Annotated in this window: 22 protein-coding genes and 1 pseudogene; 17 read left to right on the top strand and 6 right to left on the bottom strand. The window is 52.7% G+C overall.

Annotated elements, in window-relative coordinates; translation table 11 throughout:
• Positions 1 to 12: 12 nt before the first annotated feature.
• Genes pxpB through nei form a run of 7 tightly spaced genes read left to right on the top strand, consistent with a single transcriptional unit; the run spans position 13 to position 5,547 of the window.
• Positions 13 to 669: a 5-oxoprolinase subunit PxpB gene (pxpB, locus tag OGX67_RS22665; protein WP_086503841.1), complete on the top strand. Its 657-nt coding sequence runs from the start codon at positions 13 to 15 to the stop codon at positions 667 to 669.
• A complete protein-coding gene (pxpC, locus tag OGX67_RS22670; RefSeq protein ID WP_204583874.1) occupies positions 663 to 1,595 on the top strand; it encodes a 5-oxoprolinase subunit PxpC in 933 nt (310 codons plus the stop codon). Before pxpB ends, pxpC begins: the two co-directional genes overlap by 7 nt.
• Entirely contained in the window at positions 1,585 to 2,319 is a 735-nt protein-coding gene (pxpA, locus tag OGX67_RS22675; RefSeq protein WP_257651733.1) for a 5-oxoprolinase subunit PxpA, read from the top strand. The genes pxpC and pxpA overlap by 11 nt, the downstream gene beginning before the upstream one ends.
• A gap of 53 nt (positions 2,320 to 2,372) precedes the next feature.
• Positions 2,373 to 3,095 (top strand): DUF969 domain-containing protein, encoded by a 723-nt coding sequence (locus tag OGX67_RS22680; RefSeq protein ID WP_003835449.1) that lies wholly within the window; start codon positions 2,373 to 2,375, stop codon positions 3,093 to 3,095.
• Complete coding sequence (locus tag OGX67_RS22685; RefSeq protein ID WP_003022898.1) at positions 3,092 to 4,087, top strand: DUF979 domain-containing protein; 996 nt, start codon at positions 3,092 to 3,094, stop codon at positions 4,085 to 4,087. Before OGX67_RS22680 ends, OGX67_RS22685 begins: the two co-directional genes overlap by 4 nt.
• A 9-nt stretch (positions 4,088 to 4,096) precedes the next feature.
• Positions 4,097 to 4,741 (top strand): pyroglutamyl-peptidase I, encoded by a 645-nt coding sequence (gene pcp / locus OGX67_RS22690; protein ID WP_086503844.1) that lies wholly within the window; start codon positions 4,097 to 4,099, stop codon positions 4,739 to 4,741.
• A gap of 14 nt (positions 4,742 to 4,755) precedes the next feature.
• On the top strand, positions 4,756 to 5,547 hold the full coding sequence (nei, locus tag OGX67_RS22695) for an endonuclease VIII (protein WP_257651732.1): 792 nt from the start codon (positions 4,756 to 4,758) through the stop codon (positions 5,545 to 5,547).
• Here the strand turns inward: nei and OGX67_RS22700 are convergent.
• The 3 genes and pseudogenes from OGX67_RS22700 to OGX67_RS22710 form a co-directional block, all read right to left on the bottom strand.
• Positions 5,544 to 6,590 (bottom strand): AbrB family transcriptional regulator, encoded by a 1,047-nt coding sequence (locus OGX67_RS22700; protein ID WP_086503845.1) that lies wholly within the window; start codon positions 6,588 to 6,590, stop codon positions 5,544 to 5,546. The genes nei and OGX67_RS22700 overlap by 4 nt on opposite strands.
• A 175-nt stretch (positions 6,591 to 6,765) precedes the next feature.
• Positions 6,766 to 8,049 (bottom strand): citrate synthase, encoded by a 1,284-nt coding sequence (locus OGX67_RS22705; protein WP_003831404.1) that lies wholly within the window; start codon positions 8,047 to 8,049, stop codon positions 6,766 to 6,768.
• A gap of 203 nt (positions 8,050 to 8,252) precedes the next feature.
• Positions 8,253 to 8,363, bottom strand: a pseudogene (locus OGX67_RS22710) (hypothetical protein).
• A 383-nt stretch (positions 8,364 to 8,746) separates the two neighbouring features.
• Between OGX67_RS22710 and sdhC the strand changes: the two are divergent.
• From sdhC to OGX67_RS22755, 9 genes are all read left to right on the top strand, one after another.
• The gene (gene sdhC / locus OGX67_RS22715) at positions 8,747 to 9,151 is read left to right on the top strand and encodes a succinate dehydrogenase cytochrome b556 subunit (RefSeq protein ID WP_003831406.1); all 405 of its coding nucleotides are present in this window, start codon (positions 8,747 to 8,749) and stop codon (positions 9,149 to 9,151) included.
• A complete protein-coding gene (sdhD, locus tag OGX67_RS22720; protein ID WP_003022916.1) occupies positions 9,145 to 9,492 on the top strand; it encodes a succinate dehydrogenase membrane anchor subunit in 348 nt (115 codons plus the stop codon). Before sdhC ends, sdhD begins: the two co-directional genes overlap by 7 nt.
• Positions 9,492 to 11,258 carry a succinate dehydrogenase flavoprotein subunit gene (sdhA, locus tag OGX67_RS22725; RefSeq protein ID WP_003022919.1) on the top strand — a complete coding sequence of 589 codons (1,767 nt, stop codon included), beginning with the start codon at positions 9,492 to 9,494 and terminating at the stop codon, positions 11,256 to 11,258. Before sdhD ends, sdhA begins: the two co-directional genes overlap by 1 nt.
• Before the next feature lie 15 nt (positions 11,259 to 11,273).
• Entirely contained in the window at positions 11,274 to 11,990 is a 717-nt protein-coding gene (gene sdhB, locus OGX67_RS22730) for a succinate dehydrogenase iron-sulfur subunit SdhB (RefSeq protein WP_257651731.1), read from the top strand.
• A gap of 402 nt (positions 11,991 to 12,392) precedes the next feature.
• The gene (gene sucA, locus OGX67_RS22735; RefSeq protein WP_003022923.1) at positions 12,393 to 15,194 is read left to right on the top strand and encodes a 2-oxoglutarate dehydrogenase E1 component; all 2,802 of its coding nucleotides are present in this window, start codon (positions 12,393 to 12,395) and stop codon (positions 15,192 to 15,194) included.
• 14 nt (positions 15,195 to 15,208) lie between these two features.
• Positions 15,209 to 16,432 carry a 2-oxoglutarate dehydrogenase complex dihydrolipoyllysine-residue succinyltransferase gene (gene odhB, locus OGX67_RS22740; protein ID WP_286527340.1) on the top strand — a complete coding sequence of 408 codons (1,224 nt, stop codon included), beginning with the start codon at positions 15,209 to 15,211 and terminating at the stop codon, positions 16,430 to 16,432.
• Between the two features lie 90 nt (positions 16,433 to 16,522).
• Positions 16,523 to 17,689 (top strand): ADP-forming succinate--CoA ligase subunit beta, encoded by a 1,167-nt coding sequence (gene sucC / locus OGX67_RS22745; protein ID WP_003022927.1) that lies wholly within the window; start codon positions 16,523 to 16,525, stop codon positions 17,687 to 17,689.
• Positions 17,689 to 18,558, top strand: coding sequence for a succinate--CoA ligase subunit alpha (gene sucD / locus OGX67_RS22750; protein WP_003022929.1), 870 nt, complete (start codon positions 17,689 to 17,691; stop codon positions 18,556 to 18,558). Before sucC ends, sucD begins: the two co-directional genes overlap by 1 nt.
• Before the next feature lie 225 nt (positions 18,559 to 18,783).
• Positions 18,784 to 19,674: a PocR ligand-binding domain-containing protein gene (locus OGX67_RS22755; protein WP_257651729.1), complete on the top strand. Its 891-nt coding sequence runs from the start codon at positions 18,784 to 18,786 to the stop codon at positions 19,672 to 19,674.
• On the opposite strand, the gene cobA is transcribed toward OGX67_RS22755, so the two are convergent.
• Positions 19,653 to 20,441, bottom strand: coding sequence for a uroporphyrinogen-III C-methyltransferase (gene cobA, locus OGX67_RS22760; RefSeq protein WP_057063311.1), 789 nt, complete (start codon positions 20,439 to 20,441; stop codon positions 19,653 to 19,655). The genes OGX67_RS22755 and cobA overlap by 22 nt on opposite strands.
• A gap of 405 nt (positions 20,442 to 20,846) precedes the next feature.
• Between cobA and OGX67_RS22765 the strand changes: the two genes are divergently transcribed.
• Positions 20,847 to 21,749: a LysR substrate-binding domain-containing protein gene (locus OGX67_RS22765; RefSeq protein ID WP_003022936.1), complete on the top strand. Its 903-nt coding sequence runs from the start codon at positions 20,847 to 20,849 to the stop codon at positions 21,747 to 21,749.
• Between the two features lie 82 nt (positions 21,750 to 21,831).
• Here the strand turns inward: OGX67_RS22765 and cobO are convergent, their stop codons facing one another.
• Entirely contained in the window at positions 21,832 to 22,434 is a 603-nt protein-coding gene (cobO, locus tag OGX67_RS22770; RefSeq protein WP_044701041.1) for a cob(I)yrinic acid a,c-diamide adenosyltransferase, read from the bottom strand.
• 9 nt (positions 22,435 to 22,443) lie between these two features.
• A complete protein-coding gene (locus OGX67_RS22775) occupies positions 22,444 to 24,096 on the bottom strand; it encodes a class I fumarate hydratase (RefSeq protein ID WP_003022941.1) in 1,653 nt (550 codons plus the stop codon).

The following is a 24,096-nucleotide window of genomic DNA, read 5'->3' on the forward strand; positions in this document are numbered from 1 at the left end:
AGAGGGACGAAAGTGCAGCGAGCGCGTTGTTATCTGTTAGGTGAAACGGCAGTGGTTCTTGAACTGGAACCGCCCATTACGCTGGCGACTCAGAAACGCATCTGGCGTCTGGCCCAGCGTCTGGTTGATGCCCCGAATGTACTGGAAGCTATTCCAGGCATGAACAATATCACGGTGACCTTGCGCGACCCGCAAACGCTGGCGCTGGATGCGATTGAGCGCCTGCAACGCTGGTGGGAAGAGAGTGAAGCACTGGAGCCGGATTCGCGCTTTATTGAAATTCCCGTTATCTATGGCGGTGAGGCCGGCCCCGATCTGGCAGAGGTCGCCCGGCACAGCGGATTAAGTGAAAAGCAGGTTGTGGAACTTCATGCGTCGGTTGATTACGTGGTGTGGTTTATCGGTTTTCAGCCGGGATTCCCCTATCTCGGGAGCTTACCTGAACAACTGCATACCCCCAGACGTGCGGAACCTCGTTTGCTTGTTCCGGCAGGTTCTGTCGGTATCGGTGGATCTCAAACGGGGATCTACCCGCTTTCCACGCCTGGCGGGTGGCAATTGATTGGGCGTACCTCCGTTTCGTTATTTGATCCAAAACGGGAGGAGCCGATTCTGTTACGGGCTGGCGATACCGTGCGTTTTGTCCCGCAGAAGGAGGGGATATGTTAAACATCATCCGCGCTGGTATGTACACCTCAGTACAGGACGGGGGACGTCATAGTTTTCGTCAATCCGGAATCAGTCACTGTGGGGCGCTGGATAAACCGGCGCTGAACGTGGCTAACCTGCTGGTGGGTAATGATGCGAATGCCGCAGCGTTGGAAATCACGCTGGGGCAACTGGTGGTGGAGTTTGAAGCCGATGGCTGGTTTGCCCTGACCGGTGCCGGATGCGAAGCGCATCTGGATCGTACGCCCGTGTGGAGCGGATGGCGGTTACCGGTAAAAGCCGGGCAGCGCCTGACGCTAAAACGTCCGCTTCATGGCATGCGCAGTTATCTGGCGGTAGCGGGCGGTATTGATGTTCCCGAAGTGATGGGCTCGCGTAGTACCGATCTGAAAGTGGGCATTGGTGGGTTTGAAGGGCGTCTACTGCGTGATGGCGATCGACTGGCGATTGGCGTATCTACCCGGCAATTCAGCGAGCCGCAAGGTGTTAAGCAACTGATGTGGGGTAATCTCATTCGCGCGCTGCCCGGACCTGAATATCAGGAGTTTGATGAGATATCGCAGGCTTCGTTCTGGCGCTCACCGTGGCAACTTAGCCCACAAAGTAACCGTATGGGGTATCGTCTTCAAGGGCAGCCGCTGACGCGCACGACCGATCGCGAGCTGCTATCACATGGCTTGCTCCCCGGCGTGGTGCAGGTTCCACATAATGGCCAGCCAATTGTGCTGATGAACGATGCGCAGACGACGGGCGGCTATCCGCGCATCGCCTGTATTATTGAGGCAGATATGTATCATCTGGCGCAGATCCCGCTCGGTCAACCGATTCATTTTGTGCAGTGCTCGCTGGAGGAAGCGCTGAAGGCGCGGTACGACCAGCAGCGTTACCTGGAACAGTTAGCATGGCGACTTAACAATGAAAATTGATCTCAATGCAGACCTCGGTGAGGGATGTGCGAACGATGCAGCGTTGCTGCAATTGGTGTCATCGGCCAACATCGCCTGTGGGTTTCACGCAGGCGATGCGCAAACCATGCTCTCAAGCGTGCGCGAAGCGCTAAAAAATGGCGTAGCGATAGGTGCGCACCCCAGCTTTCCGGATCGGGAAAATTTTGGTCGTAGTGCCATGACCCTGCCTGTGCAAACGGTGTATGCGCAGACGCTATATCAAATTGGCGCGCTGGCTGCCATCACGCGGGCGGAGGGTGGTGTGATGCATCATGTCAAACCGCATGGCATGCTCTATAACCAGGCAGCGAAAGATCCTCAACTGGCTGATGCGATTGCGAAAGCGGTTCATGCCTGCGATCCGTCGCTGATTTTAGTGGGACTGGCGGGAAGCGAACTGATTCGTGCTGGAGAACACTATGGCCTGGTAACGCGTCAGGAGGTGTTTGCCGATCGGGGTTATCAGGCCGATGGCAGCCTGGTGCCGCGTAGTCAGCCGGGCGCACTGATTGAGGATGAAGAGCAGGCGCTGGCGCAAACGTTAGAAATGGTGCAATCCGGCAGAGTAAAAAGCCAAAGTGGGACATGGGCGAGCGTTACTGCCCAGACGGTATGCATTCATGGGGATGGCGAGCACGCACTCGCTTTTGCCCGTCGCTTGCGTAGCGCCTTTGAAGCATGCAATATTCAAATTAGCGCATAAATTTATTCATACAAAACAATAATATATTACACAACAACATAAGGGATTTAATTATGGGAGAGGCTATTTCTCTCTGGCCATTGACGGGGATCGCCGTCATCGTGGTCGGATTTCTTTTACGTTTTAACCCGGTATTGGTGGTTATTATTGCCGGGATCGTCACGGGACTGGCGGCGCATATGCCTATCGCCACTATTCTCGAGAAACTGGGTGAAGGTTTTCTTAACACCCGCAACCTGCCGTTTATCCTGCTGATCCCACTGGCGGTAATCGGTCTGCTGGAGCGTCACGGTCTGAAAGAGCGTGCGCAGGCGTGGATCGCAAAAATCCGCAGCGCCACCAGTGGCCGCCTGCTGATTGTCTATCTGTTCATTCGCGAAGCGACCGCTGCATTAGGACTCACCAGTCTGGGGGGGCATCCGCAAATGGTGCGTCCGCTGCTGGCGCCGATGGCGGAAGGGGCCGCTGAGAAAAATCACGGCGAGATACCTGGGGCGGTACGCTATCGACTGCGCGCAATGTCAGCGGCGACCGATAACGTCGGGCTGTTTTTCGGTGAAGATATCTTTGTTGCTTTCGGCGCTATCATCTTCATGCATAACTTTATGCTGGAGTCTGGTGGGATCCAGACCGAACCGCTGCATATCGCCCTGTGGGGGATCCCAACGGCAATTTGTGCTTTCCTGATCCACGGCACACGTTTGTGGCGTCTGGATAGCTATTTGCAACGTGAGGTGGCGAAAGCGAATGCCGCAGCGAAAGGGGAAGCGCAATGAATTTTCAACAAAGCTATCTCTACTGGCTGGCGGGCGCGGTATTACTGATTGTGGCTGTCATGTCCTGGCAGGATAAAGCGAACCCGCGTCGTTTCACCACTGGCCTGTTTTGGGGCATATACGGCGTACTGTTTCTGCTTGGCGACTGGACATTCTCGCTGTTTGGCGACAAGCGCGCGGTGCATATTGCCGTCGGTATTGCGGTGGTCGTCCTGGCGCTGATCGCCGGTTTTGGCGGCGTGAAGCTGGGAAGTTACCATCAACGGACGCAGCAACAACGCGAAGAGAGCGCCAGCCGACTGGGCAACCGCCTTTTTTTCCCGGCGCTGGCGATCCCGGTAGTAACGGTTATTGGCGTGCTGATGTTCAACCATATTCCGGGCTTACAGGATGCGCTGTTTGGGCCGGGTAATCACGCCACGCTGGTGACGCTTTTTTCCATGACCGCAGGTTCGTTGATTGGCCTGGCGATGGCAATAAAAATGACCCATGAGCGGGTGCATCAACCGATCCAGGAGGCGCGCCGTCTGCTGGACTCCATCGGCTGGGCGTTCATCCTGCCACAGATTCTGGCCACGCTCGGGCTGTTGTTTACGGCAGCGGGCGTAGGCAACGGCATTTCATATCTGACGCAGGAATATCTGGCGGTAGACAGTCGCTTTATCGCAGTGGCGGTGTACACCATCGGCATGGCATTGCTGACTATGGTGATGGGCAATGCGTTTGCTGCTTTTCCGATCGTGACCGCTGGGATTGGTATTCCGATTCTTGTACTGCAACATGGCGGTAATCCGGCGGTAATGGCGGCGATTGGTATGTTCTCCGGTTATTGCGGGACACTGATGACGCCGATGGCGGCGAACTTTAACATTGTCCCTGCTGCGCTGCTGGAACTACCGGACAAAAATGCGGTGATTAAAGCGCAGGTGCCAACCGGTATACTGCTGCTGCTGGTCAACGTGTTCCTGATGTATTTCCTGATGTTCTTGTAAGGTGACAGGATGAAAACAGTACTCATCACGGGATTTGAACCCTTTGGCGGCGAGTCAGTTAACCCTTCCTGGGAAGTGGTCTCGGGACTCGATAATGTTATCATCGGTGGATGCCGCGTCGTTGCCCGCCAACTGCCGTGCGTCTTTGGCGAGTCTCTTGCCGTACTCAATGGCGCGATTGATGCGCTGTCGCCATCGCTGGTTCTGGCGGTGGGGCAGGCGGGTGGTCGCACGGATATCACCGTGGAACGCGTGGCGATTAACGTTGACGATGCGCGTATTGCGGATAATCAGGGGCAACAGCCGGTAGATGTGCCGGTTGTAGCCGATGGTCCAGCGGCATGGTTTAGCACGCTGCCGATCAAAGCGATGGTTGTGGCTATGCGCAACGCGGGAATTCCGGCTTCGGTTTCCCAGACCGCTGGCACTTTCGTGTGTAACCACGTGATGTATGGCCTGCTGCATAAACTACGCGACGCACCGGCGGTGAAGGGCGGCTTTATTCACATCCCTTATTTGCCGCAACAGGCCGCACAGCATCCCGGGGCGCCAAGTATGGCGGCTGAAACAGTACGCCGGGCGCTGGAGGTCGCAATTGCCACCGCCTTGCAGGTGGAAAGCGATATCGCAGTCACGGGCGGCGCAACACATTAACAAAGGACAGTATTATGCCTGAAGGCCCGGAGATCCGCCGCGCGGCGGATAACCTGGAGGCGGCAGTCAAAGGCAAACCCCTGACGGAAGTCTGGTTTGCCTTTGAGCAGTTAAAACCGTATGAATCTCAACTAATTGGGCAGCGTGTTACCCAGCTTGAAACGCGAGGGAAAGCATTACTGACCCATTTTTCCAATGGCCTGACGCTGTACAGTCACAATCAGCTCTATGGCGTGTGGCGCGTGGTGGATACGGGCAACATCCCGCAGACCTCGCGGGTACTCCGTGTCAGATTGCAAACGCAAGACAAAACTATCCTGCTGTATAGCGCGTCTGATATCGAAATGCTGACGCCAGAACAGCTCGCCACCCACCCGTTCCTGCAACGGGTAGGGCCGGATGTACTGGATTTACGTTTAACGCCCGATGACGTTAAAGCGCGTCTGTTATCTCCGCGTTTTTGCAATCGCCAGTTTTCTGGTCTGCTACTGGACCAGGCTTTTCTGGCGGGATTAGGTAACTACTTGCGGGTAGAGATCCTTTGGCAGGTTGGGTTGACCGGGCAGCATAAAGCGTCGCAGCTTAGTGATGAGCAACTGGATCAACTGGCACATGCGCTGCTTGATATTCCGCGCCTGTCTTATAATACCCGCGGGCTGGTCGATGAGAATAAACATCACGGTGCGTTGTTTCGCTTCAAGGTCTTTCATCGGGACGGCGAAGCCTGTGAGCGTTGTGGTGGGACTATCGAGAAAACGATGCTCACTTCGCGACCTTTTTACTGGTGTCCGGGATGTCAGCACTAAGCGGGGCGTTTTGGTGCGTGCACCGAAATAAACCGCGCGACTGCGGGGCCAGTTAACAAAATGCTGAACAGTCGCAGGGTTTGCATCGCCATGATGAGCGCCATATCAGCGTGGCTTCCTGCGGCAATCACCGCGACAGAATCCACGCCACCTGGGCTGGTTGCCAGATAGGCAGTGAGAAAATCAATCTGCATGTAATGCGCCAGTCCCCAGGCCATAGCGGCGCAGATCGCCATCAGTGAAAAAATGGACAACAGGATCTGCGGCAAAGGGCGCAGCGCCATTAAAAATATCTGCTTGTCAAAGCCCAGGCCGATTTGCCAGCCGATGGCCATATAGGCTATCGCCAGTAGCCATTCCGGCAGTTCAATCACCATCACTCCGCTTGCATTCAGCAAGGCACCCACCAGCATCGGCAATAGCATGACGCCAGAGGGAATACGCAGTAAGCGTCCAGCCGTGCCGGCAACGGCGGCCAGCATCAGAGTGCTGAAAAGATTGCCGCTTAGCGGCGGAAACCAGATGATTTGTTCACTGACCGTTTGGGCCTGGTCGCCCATCACCAGCCGGGTGACCAGCGCTGCCGCGCCGACCACCAACAGTACGCGCAGATACTGCATAAACGCCACCAGGCGGATGTCGGCACCATAATCCTGCGCCATCGCCACCATGGCCGCTGCGCCGCCTGGGGAAGAGCCCCATGCGCCGGTGTTGCCCGGTAAAGTACTGTAGCGAACCAGCAGCCAGCCAATTACCGCGCTGCTGATAAGGGTTGCCAGCAGGATAACAATCACCATCGGCCAGTGGGCTGCAAGGGTTGTGAAGATTGAACCGGTCAGATTTTGGGCAATCATGCAGCCGAGAATCGCCTGCGCGCCAAGAAATGTGCAGCGGGGAGGATGCAGAGTGATGCCGCGCAGACTGAAGATGATGCCGACGATCATCGAACCGAGCAGCAAGGGTCCTGGAAGATGGATAAACAGAAAGAGCAGGGAAAGCAGGAGCGATAGCACAAACAACAGGCTCCACTGCAAAACAGGCATCCCATGCTCCTGAGTAAAATGTGAGAAATCTCAGTAAATCATAGAGAAAGCACGATAAGAATAAAATAATGTGGATCAAATAAAAACAGGCCGGATACAGGCATTACCGCCTTGTCCGGCCTGGGAGCGTTTATAACTGCAAGCCGGACAGACGCTGGCGCCATCCGGCAGACAATTAACGCTTAATATCAGATTTAAAATCGCGCTTGTCGTAGCCGGTGTACAGCTGACGCGGACGGGCGATTTTCATGCCGTCGGTGTGCATTTCGTTCCAGTGTGCAATCCAGCCAACGGTACGCGCCATGGCGAAGATAACGGTGAACATGGAGGACGGAATACCCATCGCTTTCAGGATTATGCCGGAGTAGAAGTCTACGTTCGGGTAGAGTTTCTTCTCGATGAAGTATGGGTCGTTGAGCGCAATGTGCTCAAGTTCCATCGCCACTTCCAGCAGATCATCTTTGGTGCCCAGTTCTTTCAGCACTTCGTGGCAGGTTTCACGCATGACGGTAGCGCGCGGGTCATAGTTTTTATAAACACGGTGACCAAAGCCCATCAGGCGGAAGGAATCATTCTTGTCTTTCGCGCGGCGAACAAATTCCGGAATGTGTTTAACAGAGCTGATTTCTTCCAGCATTTTCAGCGCAGCTTCGTTTGCGCCGCCGTGTGCCGGTCCCCACAGGGAAGCGATACCAGCCGCGATGCAGGCAAACGGGTTAGCGCCAGAAGAGCCCGCGGTACGTACGGTAGAGGTTGAGGCGTTCTGTTCGTGGTCAGCGTGCAGGATTAAGATACGATCCATTGCGCGTTCCAGAATCGGATTCACTTCGTATTTTTCGCACGGCGTAGAGAACATCATGTTCAGGAAGTTACCGGCGTAGGAGAGATCGTTACGCGGGTACACGAACGGCTGCCCGATGGAATACTTATAGCACATCGCTGCCATGGTTGGCATTTTGGACAGCAGGCGGAAGGCGGCGATTTCACGGTGACGCGCGTTGTTTACATCCAGCGAGTCGTGATAAAACGCTGCCAGCGCTCCGGTGACACCGCACATAACGGCCATCGGGTGAGAGTCGCGGCGGAAACCGTGGAACAGACGCGTGATCTGCTCGTGGATCATGGTATGGCGAGTGACTGTGGTTTTGAACTCGTCGTACTCTTCCTGCGTCGGTTTTTCGCCGTACAGCAGGATATAACACACTTCCAGATAGTTGGACTCGGTCGCCAACTGGTCAATCGGGAAGCCGCGATGCAGCAAAACACCTTCGTCACCGTCGATGAAAGTAATTTTGGATTCGCAGGATGCGGTAGAGGTAAAACCTGGGTCAAAAGTAAACATCCCTTTTGAGCCAAGGCTACGAATATCAATAACGTCCTGACCGAGCGTACCTTTCAGCACATCCAGTTCAATAGCAGCATCACCATTTAGAGTGAGTTTTGCTTTAGTATCAGCCATTTACGGTCTCCTTAGCGCCTTATTGCTTAAGACTGCCGGAACTCAAATTTGCCTTCGTGCATCAATAAACCGTTACCAGTTTGTTATTTGGCTCGCCGCTCTGCGAAAGAGGGGATGACCTGGGTACAGAGCTATGGGCGCTTGCAGGTAAAACGGTCTTTTTATGGCGAATAAACTGCAAATCAAGAACTTAGCAATCCGAATTATTTAACCTGTCTATCACTAATAACTGTCCTGAAGGTATTGGTCAATACTTCCACACTGTTACATAACTAAATCTCCGGTGAAAGAGTGACCCCATAACTTTTACGCATTATATGCTTTTTCTGGTGTCGTTTGTAACAACTTTGTTTAATGATTGTCAAATCAGATGATTAAAAATTAAAATAATGTTGTTATCGTGACCTATGTCACTGTTCGGGATAAAACCCGACAAACTATATGTAGGTTAATTGTAATGATTTTGTGAACGTCCTATACTGCCGCCAGGTCTCCGGAATACCCTGCAATCCCGAGCCAACCAGCGTTGTAACGTGTCGTTTTAGCATCTGGAAGCAGTGTTTTATATGACGCGTAGTTATAGTAAGGACGCTGTCTGACCCGCACGCAGACCGGAGGAAGGAAATCCCGTCGTCTTTCAGGCTACAGGTGTCTTCATCTTCTGTACCCGAAGTCTAAAGGGAATAATAAGAACAGCATGTGGGCGTTATTCATGATAAGAAATGTGAAAAAACAAAGACCTGTCAATCTGGATCTGCAAACGATCCGGTTCCCAATCACGGCGATAGCGTCCATTCTCCATCGCGTATCCGGAGTGATCACCTTCGTGGCGGTCGGGATTCTGTTGTGGTTATTGGGTACCAGCCTTTCCTCCCCTGAAGGTTTCCTCACCGCGTCATCCATTATGAATAACTTTTTTGTGGAGTTAATTCTGTGGGGGATCCTGATTGCGCTGGCATATCACGCCGTAATGGGCATTCGCCATCTGTTGATGGATTTTGGCTATATCGAAGAAACCCTCGAAGCAGGGACACGCTCCGCCAAAATTTGTTTCGTTATCATTGTCGTGCTTTCACTTCTCGCAGGAGTCCTCGTATGGTAAGCAACGCCTCCGCATTAGGACGCAACGGCGTACATGACTTCATTCTGGTCCGTGCTACCGCTATCGTTCTGACGTTATACATCATCTTTATGGTCGGTTTCTTCGCCACCAGCGGCGAGCTGACGTATGAAGTCTGGACCGGTTTCTTCTCATCGGCATTCACCAAAGTCTTTACCCTGCTGGCACTTTTCTCCATCTTGATTCATGCCTGGATCGGCATGTGGCAGGTGTTGACCGACTACGTTAAACCTCTGGCTGTGCGCCTGATTCTGCAACTGGCTATCGTTGTTGCGCTGGTGGTTTACGTCATTTATGGATTTGTTGTGGTGTGGGGTGTGTAATGAAACTGCCAGTCAGAGAATTTGATGCTGTTGTGATTGGTGCCGGCGGCGCAGGTATGCGCGCGGCGCTGCAAATTTCCCAGAGCGGGCAGACTTGTGCGCTGCTCTCTAAAGTGTTCCCAACCCGTTCCCATACCGTATCCGCGCAGGGTGGCATCACCGTTGCGCTCGGTAATACCCATGAAGATAACTGGGAATGGCACATGTACGACACCGTTAAAGGGTCGGACTACATTGGTGACCAGGACGCTATTGAATATATGTGTAAAACCGGTCCGGAAGCGATTCTGGAACTGGACCACATGGGGCTGCCGTTCTCTCGCCTCGACAATGGCACAATTTATCAACGTCCGTTTGGCGGCCAGTCGAAGAACTTCGGCGGTGAGCAAGCGGCACGTACTGCGGCAGCGGCAGACCGTACCGGTCATGCGCTGTTGCACACGCTGTATCAGCAGAACCTGAAAAACCATACCACCATCTTCTCAGAATGGTATGCGCTGGATCTGGTAAAAAATGCCGATGGTGCGATTGTCGGTTGTACCGCGCTGTGTATTGAAACCGGTGAGGTAGTTTACTTCAAAGCCCGTGCGACCGTGCTGGCGACCGGCGGTGCTGGCCGTATTTATCAGTCCACCACCAATGCCCACATCAATACTGGTGACGGTGTTGGTATGGCTATCCGCGCTGGCGTGCCGGTGCAGGATATGGAAATGTGGCAGTTCCACCCAACCGGCATCGCCGGTGCGGGCGTTCTGGTAACAGAAGGCTGCCGTGGTGAAGGTGGTTATCTGTTGAACAAACACGGCGAGCGCTTCATGGAGCGTTATGCCCCAAATGCGAAAGACCTGGCGGGTCGTGACGTGGTGGCGCGTTCCATCATGATCGAAATCCGTGAAGGTCGCGGCTGTGACGGCCCGTGGGGTCCGCACGCTAAGCTGAAACTCGACCACTTGGGTAAAGAAGTGCTGGAATCCCGTCTGCCGGGCATTCTCGAACTGTCACGTACCTTTGCTCACGTTGACCCGGTTAAAGAGCCGATTCCGGTTATCCCAACCTGCCACTATATGATGGGCGGTATTCCGACCAAAGTTACTGGCCAGGCGCTGACTGTGAATGAGCAGGGCGAAGATGTGGTGATCCCGGGGCTGTTTGCCGTCGGCGAAATCGCCTGCGTGTCGGTTCACGGCGCCAACCGTCTGGGCGGCAACTCGCTGCTGGACCTGGTGGTGTTTGGTCGTGCGGTGGGTCTGCATCTGCAGGAATCTATCGCTGAGCAGGGTGACCTGCTGGATGCGACCGAAGATGAAATCGATGCTTCTCTGGCACGACTGAACCGCTGGAACGGTAACCGTAATGGTGAAGACCCGGTGGCGATTCGCAAAGCGCTGCAAGAATGTATGCAGCATAACTTCTCGGTATTCCGCGAAGGCGATGCGATGGCGAAAGGTTTGGAAGAGCTGAAAGCGATTCGCGAACGCCTGAAAAATGCCCGTCTGGACGATACCTCCAGCGAGTTCAACACCCAGCGCGTTGAGTGTCTGGAGTTGGATAACCTGATGGAGACCGCGTACGCCACTGCAGTATCTGCAAACTTCCGTACCGAAAGCCGTGGCGCGCATAGCCGCTTCGACTTCCCGGAACGTGATGATGAAAACTGGCTGTGCCATTCCCTGTACCTGCCAGAGTCGGAATCCATGACGCGACGTCAAGTCAATATGGAACCGAAGCTGCGCCCGGCATTCCCGCCGAAGATTCGTACTTATTAATGCGGAGACAGGACAATGAAACTCGAGTTTTCAGTTTATCGCTATAACCCGGATGTTGACGACGCTCCGCGTATGCAGGATTACACCCTGGAGGCGGAAGATGGGCGCGACATGATGCTGCTGGATGCATTGATGCAGCTGAAAGAAAAAGATCCGTCTCTGTCGTTCCGCCGCTCCTGCCGTGAAGGGGTCTGCGGCTCCGACGGTCTGAATATGAACGGCAAAAATGGACTGGCCTGTATCACACCTATTTCTGCGCTGAATCAGCCGGGCAAGAAAATTGTCATTCGCCCGCTGCCGGGTTTACCGGTTGTGCGCGATTTGGTGGTAGACATGGGGCAATTCTACGCACAGTATGAGAAGATTAAGCCTTACTTGTTGAATAATGGGAAAAATCCGCCGGCTCGTGAGCATTTACAAATGCCTGAGCAGCGTGAGAAGCTCGATGGGCTGTATGAATGTATTTTGTGTGCATGCTGCTCAACGTCCTGCCCATCATTCTGGTGGAATCCGGACAAGTTTATTGGCCCGGCAGGCCTGCTGGCCGCGTATCGCTTCTTAATTGATAGCCGCGATACCGAGACCGACAGCCGCCTGGAAGGTTTAAGTGACGCTTTCAGCGTATTCCGCTGCCATAGCATCATGAACTGCGTCAGCGTATGTCCTAAAGGACTGAACCCGACGCGCGCCATCGGCCATATTAAGTCGATGCTGCTCAAACGTAGTGCGTAAGATTTTGTAGTGGTTGCCGGGGAAGTGATTCCCCGGTAGTACAGGAAACCTCTAAAAACTGCCATATGAGTAGTAATAATCGAGATGTTCAGAGCGAGACAAGGCCGCAACGCAGTCGTAGCCTGAACAGCGAAGATTATTAGACAGTTTTTAAAGGTTCCTTAGCGGACGCAGATGACACGACAGTCCGCAACAAGTGAACCCCGGCACGCACATCGGTGTGCGTGGTAGTATCCACGGCGAAATACTCGTCATAGTTCACGTTGCATGTGCGTTGGCTGCACTTGCTCACCCTGGTCACTTACTGGATGTAAGCTCCCAGGGATTCGCAAGCTTGCACCTTCCTGAAACGCGATCTATTTAGAGTATTAAATAAGCAGAAAAGATGCTTAAGGGATCACGATGCAGAACAGCGCTTTGAAAGCCTGGTTGGACTCTTCTTACCTCTCTGGTTCTAACCAGAGCTGGATAGAACAGCTCTATGAAGACTTCTTAACCGACCCTGACTCGGTAGATGCTAACTGGCGTTCGACGTTCCAGCAGTTACCTGGTACCGGAGTCAAACCGGATCAACTCCACTCAAAAACACGTGATTATTTCCGTCGACAGGCGTTGATTACCCCACGTTACTCTTCTTCTATTTCCGACCCTGATGCCAATGTGAAGCAGGTTAAAGTCCTGCAGCTCATTAACGCCTACCGTTTCCGCGGTCATCAGCATGCGAATCTTGATCCGCTGGGACTGTGGCAGCAAGAAAATGTGGCTGATCTGGACCCGTCTTTCCACGATCTGACCGATGCGGATTTCCAGGAAAGCTTTAACGTAGGTTCTTTTGCCGGCGGCAAAGACACCATGAAGTTGAGCGACCTGGTTGTTGCGCTGAAACAAACTTACTGCGGCCCAATTGGCGCCGAGTATATGCACATCACCAGCACCGAAGAAAAACGCTGGCTTCAACAGCGTATCGAGTCTGGCCGTGCCGCATTCAGTAGCGAAGAGAAGAAACGCTTCCTGAGCGAACTGACCGCAGCAGAAGGTCTGGAACGCTACCTGGGCGCTAAGTTCCCGGGCGCGAAACGCTTCTCGCTGGAAGGCGGTGATGCGTTAATCCCAATGCTCAAAGAGATGATCCGCCACGCTGGTAACAGCGGTACCCGTGAAGTGGTGCTGGGTATGGCGCACCGTGGTCGTCTGAACGTTCTGGTTAACGTACTGGGCAAACGCCCGCAGGAACTGTTCGACGAATTTGCGGGCAAACATAAAGAACACCTCGGCACCGGTGACGTGAAGTACCACATGGGCTTCTCGTCTGATATCGAAACCGAAGGCGGTCTGGTACACCTGGCGCTGGCGTTTAACCCGTCGCACCTGGAAATCGTTAGCCCGGTGGTTATCGGCTCCGTACGTGCACGCCTGGATCGTCTGGACGAGCCGAGCAGCAATAAAGTCCTGCCAATCACCATCCACGGCGATGCGGCGGTAACCGGGCAGGGCGTGGTTCAGGAAACCCTGAACATGTCGAAAGCGCGTGGTTACGAAGTGGGCGGTACCGTGCGTATCGTCATTAACAACCAGGTTGGCTTTACTACCTCTAACCCGTTGGATGCGCGTTCTACGCCGTACTGCACCGACATCGGTAAGATGGTTCAGGCGCCAATCTTCCACGTTAACGCGGATGACCCGGAAGCGGTCGCTTTCGTGACGCGTCTGGCGCTGGACTTCCGTAATACCTTCAAACGCGATGTGTTCATCGATCTGGTGTGCTACCGCCGTCACGGCCACAATGAAGCCGACGAGCCGAGCGCAACCCAGCCGCTGATGTATCAGAAAATCAAAAAGCATCCGACCCCGCGTAAAATCTACGCTGACAAGCTGGAAGCGGACAAAGTCGCCACGCTGGAAGATGCGACCGAAATGGTCAATCTGTACCGTGATGCGCTGGATGCTGGTGAGTGCGTGGTGAAAGAGTGGCGTCCAATGAACATGCACTCCTTCACCTGGTCGCCGTATCTCAACCACGAGTGGGACGAAAGCTACCCGAACAAGGTTGAGATGAAGCGTCTGCAGGAGCTGGCAAAACGCATCAGCACCGTGCCTGAAGCCGTTGAAATGCAGTCGCGTGTTGCCAAAATTTACGGCGACCGTCAGGCCATGGCCGCAGGCGAGAAGCTATTCGACTGGGGTGGTGCAGAGAATCTGGCTTACGCCACGCTGGTTGACGAAGGCATTCCGGTTCGTCTGTCGGGTGAAGACTCCGGTCGCGGAACCTTCTTCCACCGTCACGCGGTTATTCATAATCAGGCTAACGGTTCAACCTACACGCCGCTGCAGCATGTGCATAACGGTCAGGGCACGTTCCGCGTATGGGACTCCGTACTGTCTGAAGAAGCGGTACTGGCGTTTGAATACGGTTATGCCACGGCAGAACCGCGCACGCTGACCATCTGGGAAGCGCAGTTCGGCGACTTCGCCAACGGTGCGCAGGTGGTTATCGACCAGTTCATCTCTTCCGGCGAGCAGAAATGGGGCCGTATGTGCGGTCTGGTGATGCTGCTGCCGCACGGCTACGAAGGTCAGGGTCCGGAGCACTCCTCCGCGCGTCTGGAACGTTATCTGCAACTTTGCGCTGAGCAAAACATGCAGGTTTGCGTCCCGTCTACCCCGGCACAGGTCTACCACATGCTGCGTCGTCAGGCGCTGCGCGGTATGCGCCGTCCGCTGGTGGTGATGTCACCGAAGTCGCTGCTGCGTCATCCGCTGGCGGTGTCTACGCTGGACGAACTGGCAAATGGCACCTTCCTGCCAGCCATTGGCGAAGTCGATGAACTTGATCCGAAAGGCGTGAAGCGTGTCGTGATGTGTTCTGGTAAGGTTTATTACGACCTGCTGGAGCAACGCCGCAAGAACGACCAAAAAGATGTTGCCATTGTGCGCATCGAACAGCTCTATCCGTTCCCGCATAAAGCGGTGCAGGAAGCGCTGAAACCGTTTGCTCATGTACATGATTTTGTCTGGTGCCAGGAAGAGCCGCTCAACCAGGGCGCATGGTACTGCAGCCAGCATCATTTCCGTGAAGTAATTCCATTTGGGTCAGCTCTGCGTTATGCAGGTCGCCCGGCCTCTGCCTCTCCGGCAGTAGGGTATATGTCCGTTCACCAGAAGCAGCAACAAGATCTGGTAAATGACGCGCTGAACGTCGATTAAATAAAGGATAAATAATGAGTAGCGTAGATATTCTTGTTCCCGACCTGCCTGAATCCGTAGCGGATGCAACGGTTGCAACCTGGCACAAAAAACCGGGCGATGCAGTACGTCGTGATGAAGTACTGGTAGAAATCGAAACTGACAAAGTGGTACTGGAAGTACCGGCATCAGCGGACGGTATTCTTGATGCGGTTCTGGAAGATGAAGGAACAACCGTCACTTCTCGCCAGATCCTTGGTCGCCTGCGTGAAGGCAACAGCACCGGTAAAGAAACCAGCGCTAAGTCTGAAGAGAAAGATTCTACTCCGGCACAGCGCCAGCAGGCGTCTCTTGCTGAGCAGAACAACGATGCCCTGAGCCCGGCGATCCGTCGCCTGCTGGGTGAGCATAACCTCGAAGCCAGCGCTATCAACGGCACCGGTGTCGGCGGTCGTATCACGCGTGAAGATGTTGAAAAACATCTGGCGAAAGCTCCGGCTGCGAAAGCCGAAGCAAAAGCGCCGGCAGCAGCACCTGCACCACAGGCGCACCTGGGCGCGCGTGGCGAAAAACGTGTTCCGATGACCCGTCTGCGCAAACGCGTAGCCGAGCGTCTGCTGGAAGCGAAAAATTCCACCGCCATGCTGACCACCTTCAACGAAGTCAACATGAAGCCAATCATGGACCTGCGTAAGCAATACGGTGATGCGTTCGAGAAACGCCACGGTATCCGTCTGGGCTTTATGTCTTTCTACGTGAAAGCGGTTGTTGAAGCGCTGAAACGCTATCCGGAAGTGAACGCGTCCATCGACGGCGATGACGTGGTTTATCACAACTACTTTGATGTCAGCATGGCGGTCTCCACGCCGCGTGGCCTGGTCACGCCGGTCCTGCGTGATGTGGATCTGCTGGGTATGGCAGACATCGAGAAGAACATTAAAGAACTGGCAGTTAAAGGTCGCGACGGCAAGTTGACGGTTGAAGATCTGACGGGCGGTAACTTCACCATCACTAACGGTGGGGTGTTCGGTTCCCTGATGTCCACGCCGATCATCAACCCACCGCAGAGTGCCATCCTGGGTATGCATGCCATCAAAGATCGTCCGATGGCGGTAGACGGCAAGGTTGAAATCCTGCCGATGATGTATCTGGCGCTGTCTTATGACCACCGTCTGATCGATGGTCGTGAGTCAGTAGGCTTCCTGGTAACCATTAAAGAGTTGCTGGAAGATCCAACGCGTCTGCTGCTGGACGTGTAGTTAATAAGAGTATCACCTGCCCCGTAGGTCTGGATGTTTATCAGACCTACGGGTAAAAGATAACGATTACCTGAAGGATGGACAGAACACATGAACTTACATGAATATCAGGCAAAACAACTTTTTGCCCGCTATGGCTTACCGGCACCGGTGGGTTATGCCTGTACTACTCCGCGTGAAGCAGAAGAAGCCGCTTCAAAAATCGGCGCTGGCCCGTGGGTAGTGAAATGTCAGGTTCACGCTGGTGGCCGCGGTAAAGCGGGCGGTGTGAAGGTTGTGAACAGCAAAGAAGACATTCGCGCTTTTGCTGAACACTGGCTGGGTAAACGTCTGGTTACTTACCAGACAGACGCTCATGGCCAACCGGTTAATCAGATTCTGGTTGAAGCCGCGACCGACATTGGTAAAGAACTTTACCTCGGCGCAGTTGTTGACCGTAGCTCCCGTCGCGTGGTCTTCATGGCCTCTACCGAAGGCGGCGTGGAAATCGAAAAAGTAGCGGAAGAAACCCCGCACCTGATCCACAAAGTGGCGCTCGATCCGCTGGCAGGCCCGATGCCTTACCAGGGACGTGAGCTGGCGTTCAAACTGGGTCTGGAAGGTAAACAGGTTCAGCAGTTCACCAAGATCTTCATGGGTCTGGCGACTATCTTCCTGGAGCGCGACCTGGCGCTGATCGAAATCAACCCGTTGGTTGTCACCAAACAGGGTGACCTGATCTGCCTCGACGGCAAACTGGGCGCTGACGGCAACGCGCTGTTCCGCCAGGCTGACCTGCGCGAAATGCGCGACCAGTCTCAGGAAGATCCGCGTGAAGCGCAGGCTGCGCAGTGGGAACTGAACTACGTTGCGCTCGATGGCAACATCGGTTGCATGGTTAACGGTGCGGGCCTGGCAATGGGCACCATGGACATCGTTAAGCTGCACGGCGGCGAACCGGCAAACTTTCTCGACGTTGGTGGCGGTGCGACCAAAGAGCGTGTAACCGAAGCGTTCAAAATTATCCTTTCTGATGACAATGTTAAAGCCGTACTGGTTAACATCTTCGGCGGTATCGTACGTTGCGACCTGATCGCTGACGGTATCATCGGCGCGGTAGCAGAAGTAGGTGTAAACGTTCCGGTCGTGGTACGTCTGGAAGGTAACAACGCTGAACTCGGCGCGAAAAAACTGGCTGATAGCGGCCTGAATATTATTGCAGCGAAAAGTCTGACGGATGCAGCTCAGCAGGTTGTTGCCGCAGTGGAGGGGAAATAATGTCAGTTTTAATTAATAAAGATACCAAGGTTATCTGCCAGGGCTTCACCGGTAGCCAGGGGACATTCCACTCCGAACAAGCGATTGCTTACGGTACGCAGATGGTTGGCGGCGTAACGCCAGGTAAAGGCGGCACCACGCACCTGGGCCTGCCGGTGTTCAACACCGTACGTGAAGCCGTAGAAGCGACGGGCGCGACCGCCACCGTTATCTACGTTCCGGCACCGTTCTGCAAAGACTCCATACTGGAAGCGATTGATGCTGGTATCAAACTGATTATCACCATCACCGAAGGCATCCCGACGCTGGATATGCTGACCGTGAAAGTGAAGCTGGATGAAGCTGGCGTGCGCATGATCGGCCCGAACTGCCCAGGTGTTATCACCCCGGGCGAGTGCAAAATCGGCATCATGCCGGGCCACATTCACAAGCCGGGTAAAGTGGGTATCGTTTCCCGTTCAGGTACCCTGACCTATGAAGCGGTTAAGCAGACTACCGACTACGGTTTCGGCCAGTCCACCTGTGTGGGCATTGGTGGCGACCCGATCCCAGGTTCTAACTTCATCGACATCCTGAAGCTGTTCCAGGAAGATCCGCAGACTGAAGCGATCGTCATGATCGGTGAGATCGGCGGTAGCGCTGAAGAAGAAGCGGCGGCATACATTAAAGATCATGTAACCAAGCCGGTTGTGGGTTACATCGCGGGTGTGACTGCGCCGAAAGGTAAGCGTATGGGTCACGCGGGTGCGATCATCGCAGGTGGGAAAGGTACGGCGGATGAGAAATTCGCTGCGCTGGAAGCTGCAGGCGTGAAAACTGTTCGTAGCCTGGCCGATATCGGCGAAGCGCTGAAAACCGTTATTAAGTAATAAATAAAAAACAGCCCTGACTCTCTGCGTAGTCAAGGGCTGGTCCCGTTTCGACATGGTTGGCCATCTGATGATGGCCTTTTTTTATTTTTAGTTATCTGAATCTTGCAAATTACTCATAATCATCTGCATAAATAAGATTATTTTTTGCGGTGAACATCATTCTTTCTCTTGATTAAATTCTGCATATTACCGGCTTTAATTTGATTAATGCCGGAGGATACCGTGTCGTTGAAAATTCAGGATGATTACCTACAATGTTTTTTCTCAATAGCAAAGGTATTTTCCAGTGCGACTGGATTAGCCACCGTCGTGGTTGATGTTACCGGAAAAATTCTCTCGGATTGTCATAATTTTAATTCGTTCTGCACATTAATGCGGGCGGATGAACGCTATGGTGTGAGTTGTCAAAAGTGTGACAAGTATTGTGCTTTTGAAGGATTAAAACACCTTAAACCCAGAATACTCAGCTGTCATGCGGGGCTAAGTCTGTTTTCTATGCCATTAATTCGCGAGGGGCATCTGTACGGTTTTATGCTCTGTGGGCAGGTGCGGGCAAAATATCAGGAATATAAAACTATCATTATTGATAATGAATACTCATGGATGGATGAACCAAAAATAAAAACTGAATGGAGTAAGGTGGCGGTAGTCGATAATAATACGCTGGTGGCATCAGCAAATTTATTGAATTTTATTGTTGATAATTTTGAGACAGAACAACAATCTGATGAGATTGTTATCCCAGCGACCAGTTACATGCGTCATTATTTTACAGAACCTTCCCGACACGAGAAAAAGCTACTGGCAGCGTTGCGTTATATCGATGAGAATTTGTATGGTGAATTATCCCTGGAATCCGTAGCAGCTCACGTCTGCTTAAGCGCAAACTATTTCAGCCGTTTTTTTAAGAAACGGCAGGGCGTTAACTTTAAAACCTGGGTGAATCAGAAAAAAATGCAAAAAGCGGGGGAGTTATTGCACGATCCCGTTCATTCCATAGACAGCATTGCCCGGAAACTCCAATACGCACAAACCAGCTACTTTTGCCGCGTTTTCCGGGCGGCGCATCAAACGTCGCCCCAGTCTTTTCGTCATGCCAGACTGTCACAGTAAAGGTTTTCTGGCAGCTTGAAGGCTTCAGGGATAAAAGAGAGCCGATCGCTCAGGGTTACCACATCACCAATCACTATCAGTGCAGGGGGAAGGATGTTAGCTTCCTGCGCCTTGCTCAGTAGTGAACCGAGCGTACAGGTCAGTCGGCGTTGATTATCGCGGGTGGCAGACATAATTAGCGCTGCAGGCGTATCTGCTGATTTTCCACCCATCAATAATTCCTCACAGATAAACGCCAGATTGGCGATACCCATGACGATAACCAGCGTACCATTCAGTTTTGCCAGTTGACGCCAGTCCTGCTGTTGGTTGCCCTCCCGTGTATGGCCGGTCACGACGTGAAATCCCGAGGCGAAATCGCGGTGTGTTACCGGAATCCCGGCATAGGTCAGGCCTCCAATGGTTGAGCTGATACCCGGCACCACTTCAAACGGGATGCCCGTCTCGACGAGATCCTCAACTTCTTCAGCCCCGCGTCCAAAAACATACGGATCGCCACCTTTCAGGCGTACAATATTATTGTGAGTTTGGGCATACTGGACAAGCAGCGCATTGATTTCATCCTGGGGTACACAATGGAAGCCTGGGTTTTTGCCGACATTGATAAGCAGGCAATCTGGTAATGCCCATTCCAAAATTTTAGGATTGACCAGCCGATCGTAAATAATGACATTAGCCTGTTTAATGCACATCATTGCTTTGAGGGTAAGTAATGAAATATCACCGGGACCTGCCCCAACGAGCCAGACCTTTCCGAAAGTTTTCACATTGTGTCCTTTATCACGTCTAACAAAAAAAGGCAGAAACTACATCAAGGAATGATAAAAAGCAGTCGTTTGCCCGTAAGTTATAACGTGAAATTATCCAAAATTATCGCATTGATAATATTGATTAATCTCGCAAAGTTTTTTCTGCAATAAACAAGATGACTTGAAAAATTATTAAGAACTTATTGGCACTATTTGCTTAAGTTTAACCTTATTTAAATTGTGTTTATTGTTTCCCTTAAGTATTATTGGTTAATATTTACCCGTCATCAGTGTGAGTAAATCATGGATTGGATCAATGACATCAATGGATAAAATAAAATATAACTCTCGATGCTTATCTGGGTGTCTTGAATTATTTTTTATAAATTAAACTATTTTTGTACGCTGCAAATGGAAGAGGTTATGAGAGGAAAAATACCCAAGACGGAGTTGCTGGTAACTTTTGAAGTGGTTGCGCGTCACGAAAGTTATACCCGGGCAGCTGAAGAGCTGGCTTTAACACAAAGTGCTGTTTTCCGCCAGGTAAATGCACTGGAGGATTTTCTCAATACCGCGCTATTTAATCACGCCAAAAAACGCATTTTTTTAAATGCGGCGGGCAAACACTATTTAAGCATCGTTAAAGAAACGTTAAATAAGCTTGAACGAGATACGACGACGATAATGACCTGGCAGCCGACGGTACAGGTTATTGAGCTGGCGGTGAATCCGACGTTCAGCACGCACTGGCTGATCCCAAACCTGCGTGAATTTAACAAACTTAATCCTGATATTATCGTGAACATTCATTCCCTGGCGAATATTGGTGATTTTCTCAATCGAGAGTATGACGCGGCAATCATGCGCGAAGACTTTTATTCGCCATGGTCAGGGGTTGAGTACCTGTTTGAAGAGGAGATTCTGCCGGTATGCAGTCGCTGTTTGCTGGCCGAACCGGAACGAAAACTGGCGGTAAACGAATTACTAAACGAATTCCCGCTATTGCACCAAAGCACGCGCATCAAAGGGTGGCAGGAATGGTTTGCGCTTTCAGATGTCAGCAGTCCGTTGGTGAATAAAGGTCCGAGATTTGATTTGTTATCGATGCTGATCGCGGCGGTCCGCTCTAATCTGGGCGTTGCGCTGCTCCCGCGTTTTGCCATTCAGCACGATCTGGACAGTGGCGATATGGTCATTCCTTGCGATGTTCCGATGCGTACCGGGAATCGATTTATTATGACGTGGCGTGAAGAAAAATCGGAATCCGAGCATTTACAGATTTTCCGCAACTGGTTGCTCAGTAAGTCCGTAGTATCGGCTGCCTGAGGGTGGCTTATGCCTTATCAGGCCTACAACGATGGGTAGGCCGGATAAGACGCGTTAGCATCGTTATCCGGCAAAAGAACGGCTACCAGTCGATCCCAATCTGTGCCTGAATACCGCGGTCAAACGCGTGTTTGACCGGGCGTATTTCACTGACCGTATCGGCCAGTTCCAGTAACAGCGTATGGCATCCGCGTCCTGTGACGATAACGCTCTGACCGGCAGGACGATTTTCGATGGCGCTGATAACCTCTTGCGTATCCAGATAGTGGTAAGCCAGCATGTAGGTGAGTTCATCCAGCACCACTAGATCGTAATGCGCATCAGCCAGCATGCGCTTACTTTCCTGCCAGACAATTGTTGCCGCCTCGATATCTGCTTGCCGATTTTGGGTTTCCCACGTAAATCCGGTACCCATAATATGGAATTCGACGCCGAGCGGTTGCAGTGTGTTGTACTCACCATTATCCCACTGACCTTTAATAAACTGCGCGATGCCAACGGTTTTTCCGTGACCCACTGCGCGCGTTGCCGTGCCAAAGGCTGCGGTGGATTTTCCTTTTCCGTTGCCGGTGAAGACAATCAGGATCCCTTTCTTCTCCGTTGCCGCCGCTACGCGGGTATCAACCTGCTCTTTCAGCTTCTGCTGACGCTGACGGTGTCTGTCGTTATTGGCGCGCGCTTCCATGGAAACTCCTTAATGCCCTGCCGGACAGGTTGCGCAGCGATGCTGCTGCTCGAACTGGCTGAAGAAGTTATTACCTTTGTCATCCACTAATACGAAGGCGGGCATATTTTTAACTTCCATCATCCACACCGCTTCCATTCCCAGTTCTGGATATTCAAGACACTGCAGACTCTTCACGTACTGTTGCGCCAGTAGGGCTGCGGCACCGCCAATGCTGCCGAGGCTAAATCCACCGTGTTTGTGACAGGCATCAGTGACCTGCTGGCTGCGGTTACCCTTGGTGAGCATAATGAGGCTGCCGCCTTGTGCCTGGAAAGCATCGACATACCCATCCATGCGCCCGCCGGTGGTGGGGCCCATTGAGCCACAGGCCTGATTTTCCGGGGTTTTGGCTGGACCAGCATAGTAAACGATATGCTTTTTCATGTATTCCGGCATCGGTTCACCGTTATCCAGTCGCGCTTTGATGTTCGCGTGAGCGATATCGCGAGCCACAACAATCGGGCCGCTTAACGACAGACGTGTACCAATGGGCAAGGCGGAGAGATCATGCAGGATCTCACGCAGCGGACGGTTCAGATCCAGTTGTACGGTCTGGGCGCCGTTTTCTACCCGGTGAGAATCGGGGATAAATTTGCCCGGATTATGCTCGAGTTTTTCCAGCCAGATACCGTGTTTATTAATTTTGGCTTTAATATTGCGGTCGGCAGAGCAGGAGAGGGCCATCGCGATTGGGCAGGAGCCGCCGTGGCGCGGTAAGCGAATTACGCGAATATCGTGGGCAAAGTATTTGCCGCCAAACTGCGCCCCGATGCCAAACTCACGGCTGGCATTGAGCAACTCGGCTTCCAGCGCCGTATCACGGAACGCCTGGCCCAGCTCGTTCCCGCTGGTGGGCAGATTATCGTAATATTTGGTTGAAGCCAGTTTGGCGACTTTCAGCGTCTGGTCGGCGGATAAGCCCCCAACCACAAAAGCGATGTGATACGGCGGGCAAGCGGCTGTACCCAGTGATTTCATTTTTTCGATCAGGAACGCAGTGAGCTTTTCCGGCTGCAGAATGGATTTGGTTTCCTGGAATAACGCCGCCTTATTGGCAGAACCGCCACCTTTGTTAACGAACAGGAATTTATATTCATTACCCGGCGTGGCGCTGATGTCAATTTGCGCCGGCAGGTTTGTCTGAGTATTGACCTCGGTATACATGTCCAGCGGGGCATTTTGCGAGTAGCGCAGATTGTTTTCGGTGAAGGTGGTATACACGCCTTTGCTTAAGGCTTCGGCGTCATCGCCGCCTGTCCAGACATGTTGTCCTTTGCAGGCCACAATGGTTGCCGTCCCGGTGTCCTGGCAGTTAGGCAGTACACCTTTAGCTGAAACCTCTGCATTGCGCAGCAGCTGCAATGCGACGTACTTATCGTTACCGCTGGCCTGTGGATCGTGCAAAATGCTGGCAATCTGTTTTAAATGTCCGGCGCGCAGGAAAAATGAAGCCTCATAAAACGCCTGCTGTGCTAACAAGGTTAACGCTTCCGGTGCAACCTTGATAACTTCCTCTCCGTCTAACTCCGTTACCGTAACGTGCTGGTTACTCAGTAATTCATATTCGGTACTATCTTTACTCTGAACAAAGAGTTCCTGCCAGACAAATGGTTTAGACAT

It is taken from the genome of Citrobacter sp. Cf118, from assembly GCF_030334095.1.
Lineage (GTDB): Bacteria > Pseudomonadota > Gammaproteobacteria > Enterobacterales > Enterobacteriaceae > Citrobacter > Citrobacter freundii.

What these genes read in the sequence shown, in the direction of transcription:
- pxpC (WP_204583874.1), top strand. Translation starts at nt 663, where the DNA reads ATGTTAAACATCATCCGCGCTGGTATGTACACCTCAGTACAGGACGGG.
- sucC (WP_003022927.1), top strand. Translation starts at nt 16,523, where the DNA reads ATGAACTTACATGAATATCAGGCAAAACAACTTTTTGCCCGCTATGGC.
- OGX67_RS22685 (WP_003022898.1), top strand. Translation starts at nt 3,092, where the DNA reads ATGAATTTTCAACAAAGCTATCTCTACTGGCTGGCGGGCGCGGTATTA.
- sucD (WP_003022929.1), top strand. Translation starts at nt 17,689, where the DNA reads ATGTCAGTTTTAATTAATAAAGATACCAAGGTTATCTGCCAGGGCTTC.
- OGX67_RS22775 (WP_003022941.1), bottom strand. Translation starts at nt 24,096, where the DNA reads ATGTCTAAACCATTTGTCTGGCAGGAACTCTTTGTTCAGAGTAAAGAT.
- OGX67_RS22705 (WP_003831404.1), bottom strand. Translation starts at nt 8,049, where the DNA reads ATGGCTGATACTAAAGCAAAACTCACTCTAAATGGTGATGCTGCTATT.
- sdhC (WP_003831406.1), top strand. Translation starts at nt 8,747, where the DNA reads ATGTGGGCGTTATTCATGATAAGAAATGTGAAAAAACAAAGACCTGTC.
- sucA (WP_003022923.1), top strand. Translation starts at nt 12,393, where the DNA reads ATGCAGAACAGCGCTTTGAAAGCCTGGTTGGACTCTTCTTACCTCTCT.
- OGX67_RS22700 (WP_086503845.1), bottom strand. Translation starts at nt 6,590, where the DNA reads ATGCCTGTTTTGCAGTGGAGCCTGTTGTTTGTGCTATCGCTCCTGCTT.
- OGX67_RS22765 (WP_003022936.1), top strand. Translation starts at nt 20,847, where the DNA reads ATGAGAGGAAAAATACCCAAGACGGAGTTGCTGGTAACTTTTGAAGTG.
- pcp (WP_086503844.1), top strand. Translation starts at nt 4,097, where the DNA reads ATGAAAACAGTACTCATCACGGGATTTGAACCCTTTGGCGGCGAGTCA.
- sdhB (WP_257651731.1), top strand. Translation starts at nt 11,274, where the DNA reads ATGAAACTCGAGTTTTCAGTTTATCGCTATAACCCGGATGTTGACGAC.
- pxpA (WP_257651733.1), top strand. Translation starts at nt 1,585, where the DNA reads ATGAAAATTGATCTCAATGCAGACCTCGGTGAGGGATGTGCGAACGAT.
- sdhA (WP_003022919.1), top strand. Translation starts at nt 9,492, where the DNA reads ATGAAACTGCCAGTCAGAGAATTTGATGCTGTTGTGATTGGTGCCGGC.
- sdhD (WP_003022916.1), top strand. Translation starts at nt 9,145, where the DNA reads ATGGTAAGCAACGCCTCCGCATTAGGACGCAACGGCGTACATGACTTC.
- odhB (WP_286527340.1), top strand. Translation starts at nt 15,209, where the DNA reads ATGAGTAGCGTAGATATTCTTGTTCCCGACCTGCCTGAATCCGTAGCG.
- cobO (WP_044701041.1), bottom strand. Translation starts at nt 22,434, where the DNA reads ATGGAAGCGCGCGCCAATAACGACAGACACCGTCAGCGTCAGCAGAAG.
- OGX67_RS22680 (WP_003835449.1), top strand. Translation starts at nt 2,373, where the DNA reads ATGGGAGAGGCTATTTCTCTCTGGCCATTGACGGGGATCGCCGTCATC.
- nei (WP_257651732.1), top strand. Translation starts at nt 4,756, where the DNA reads ATGCCTGAAGGCCCGGAGATCCGCCGCGCGGCGGATAACCTGGAGGCG.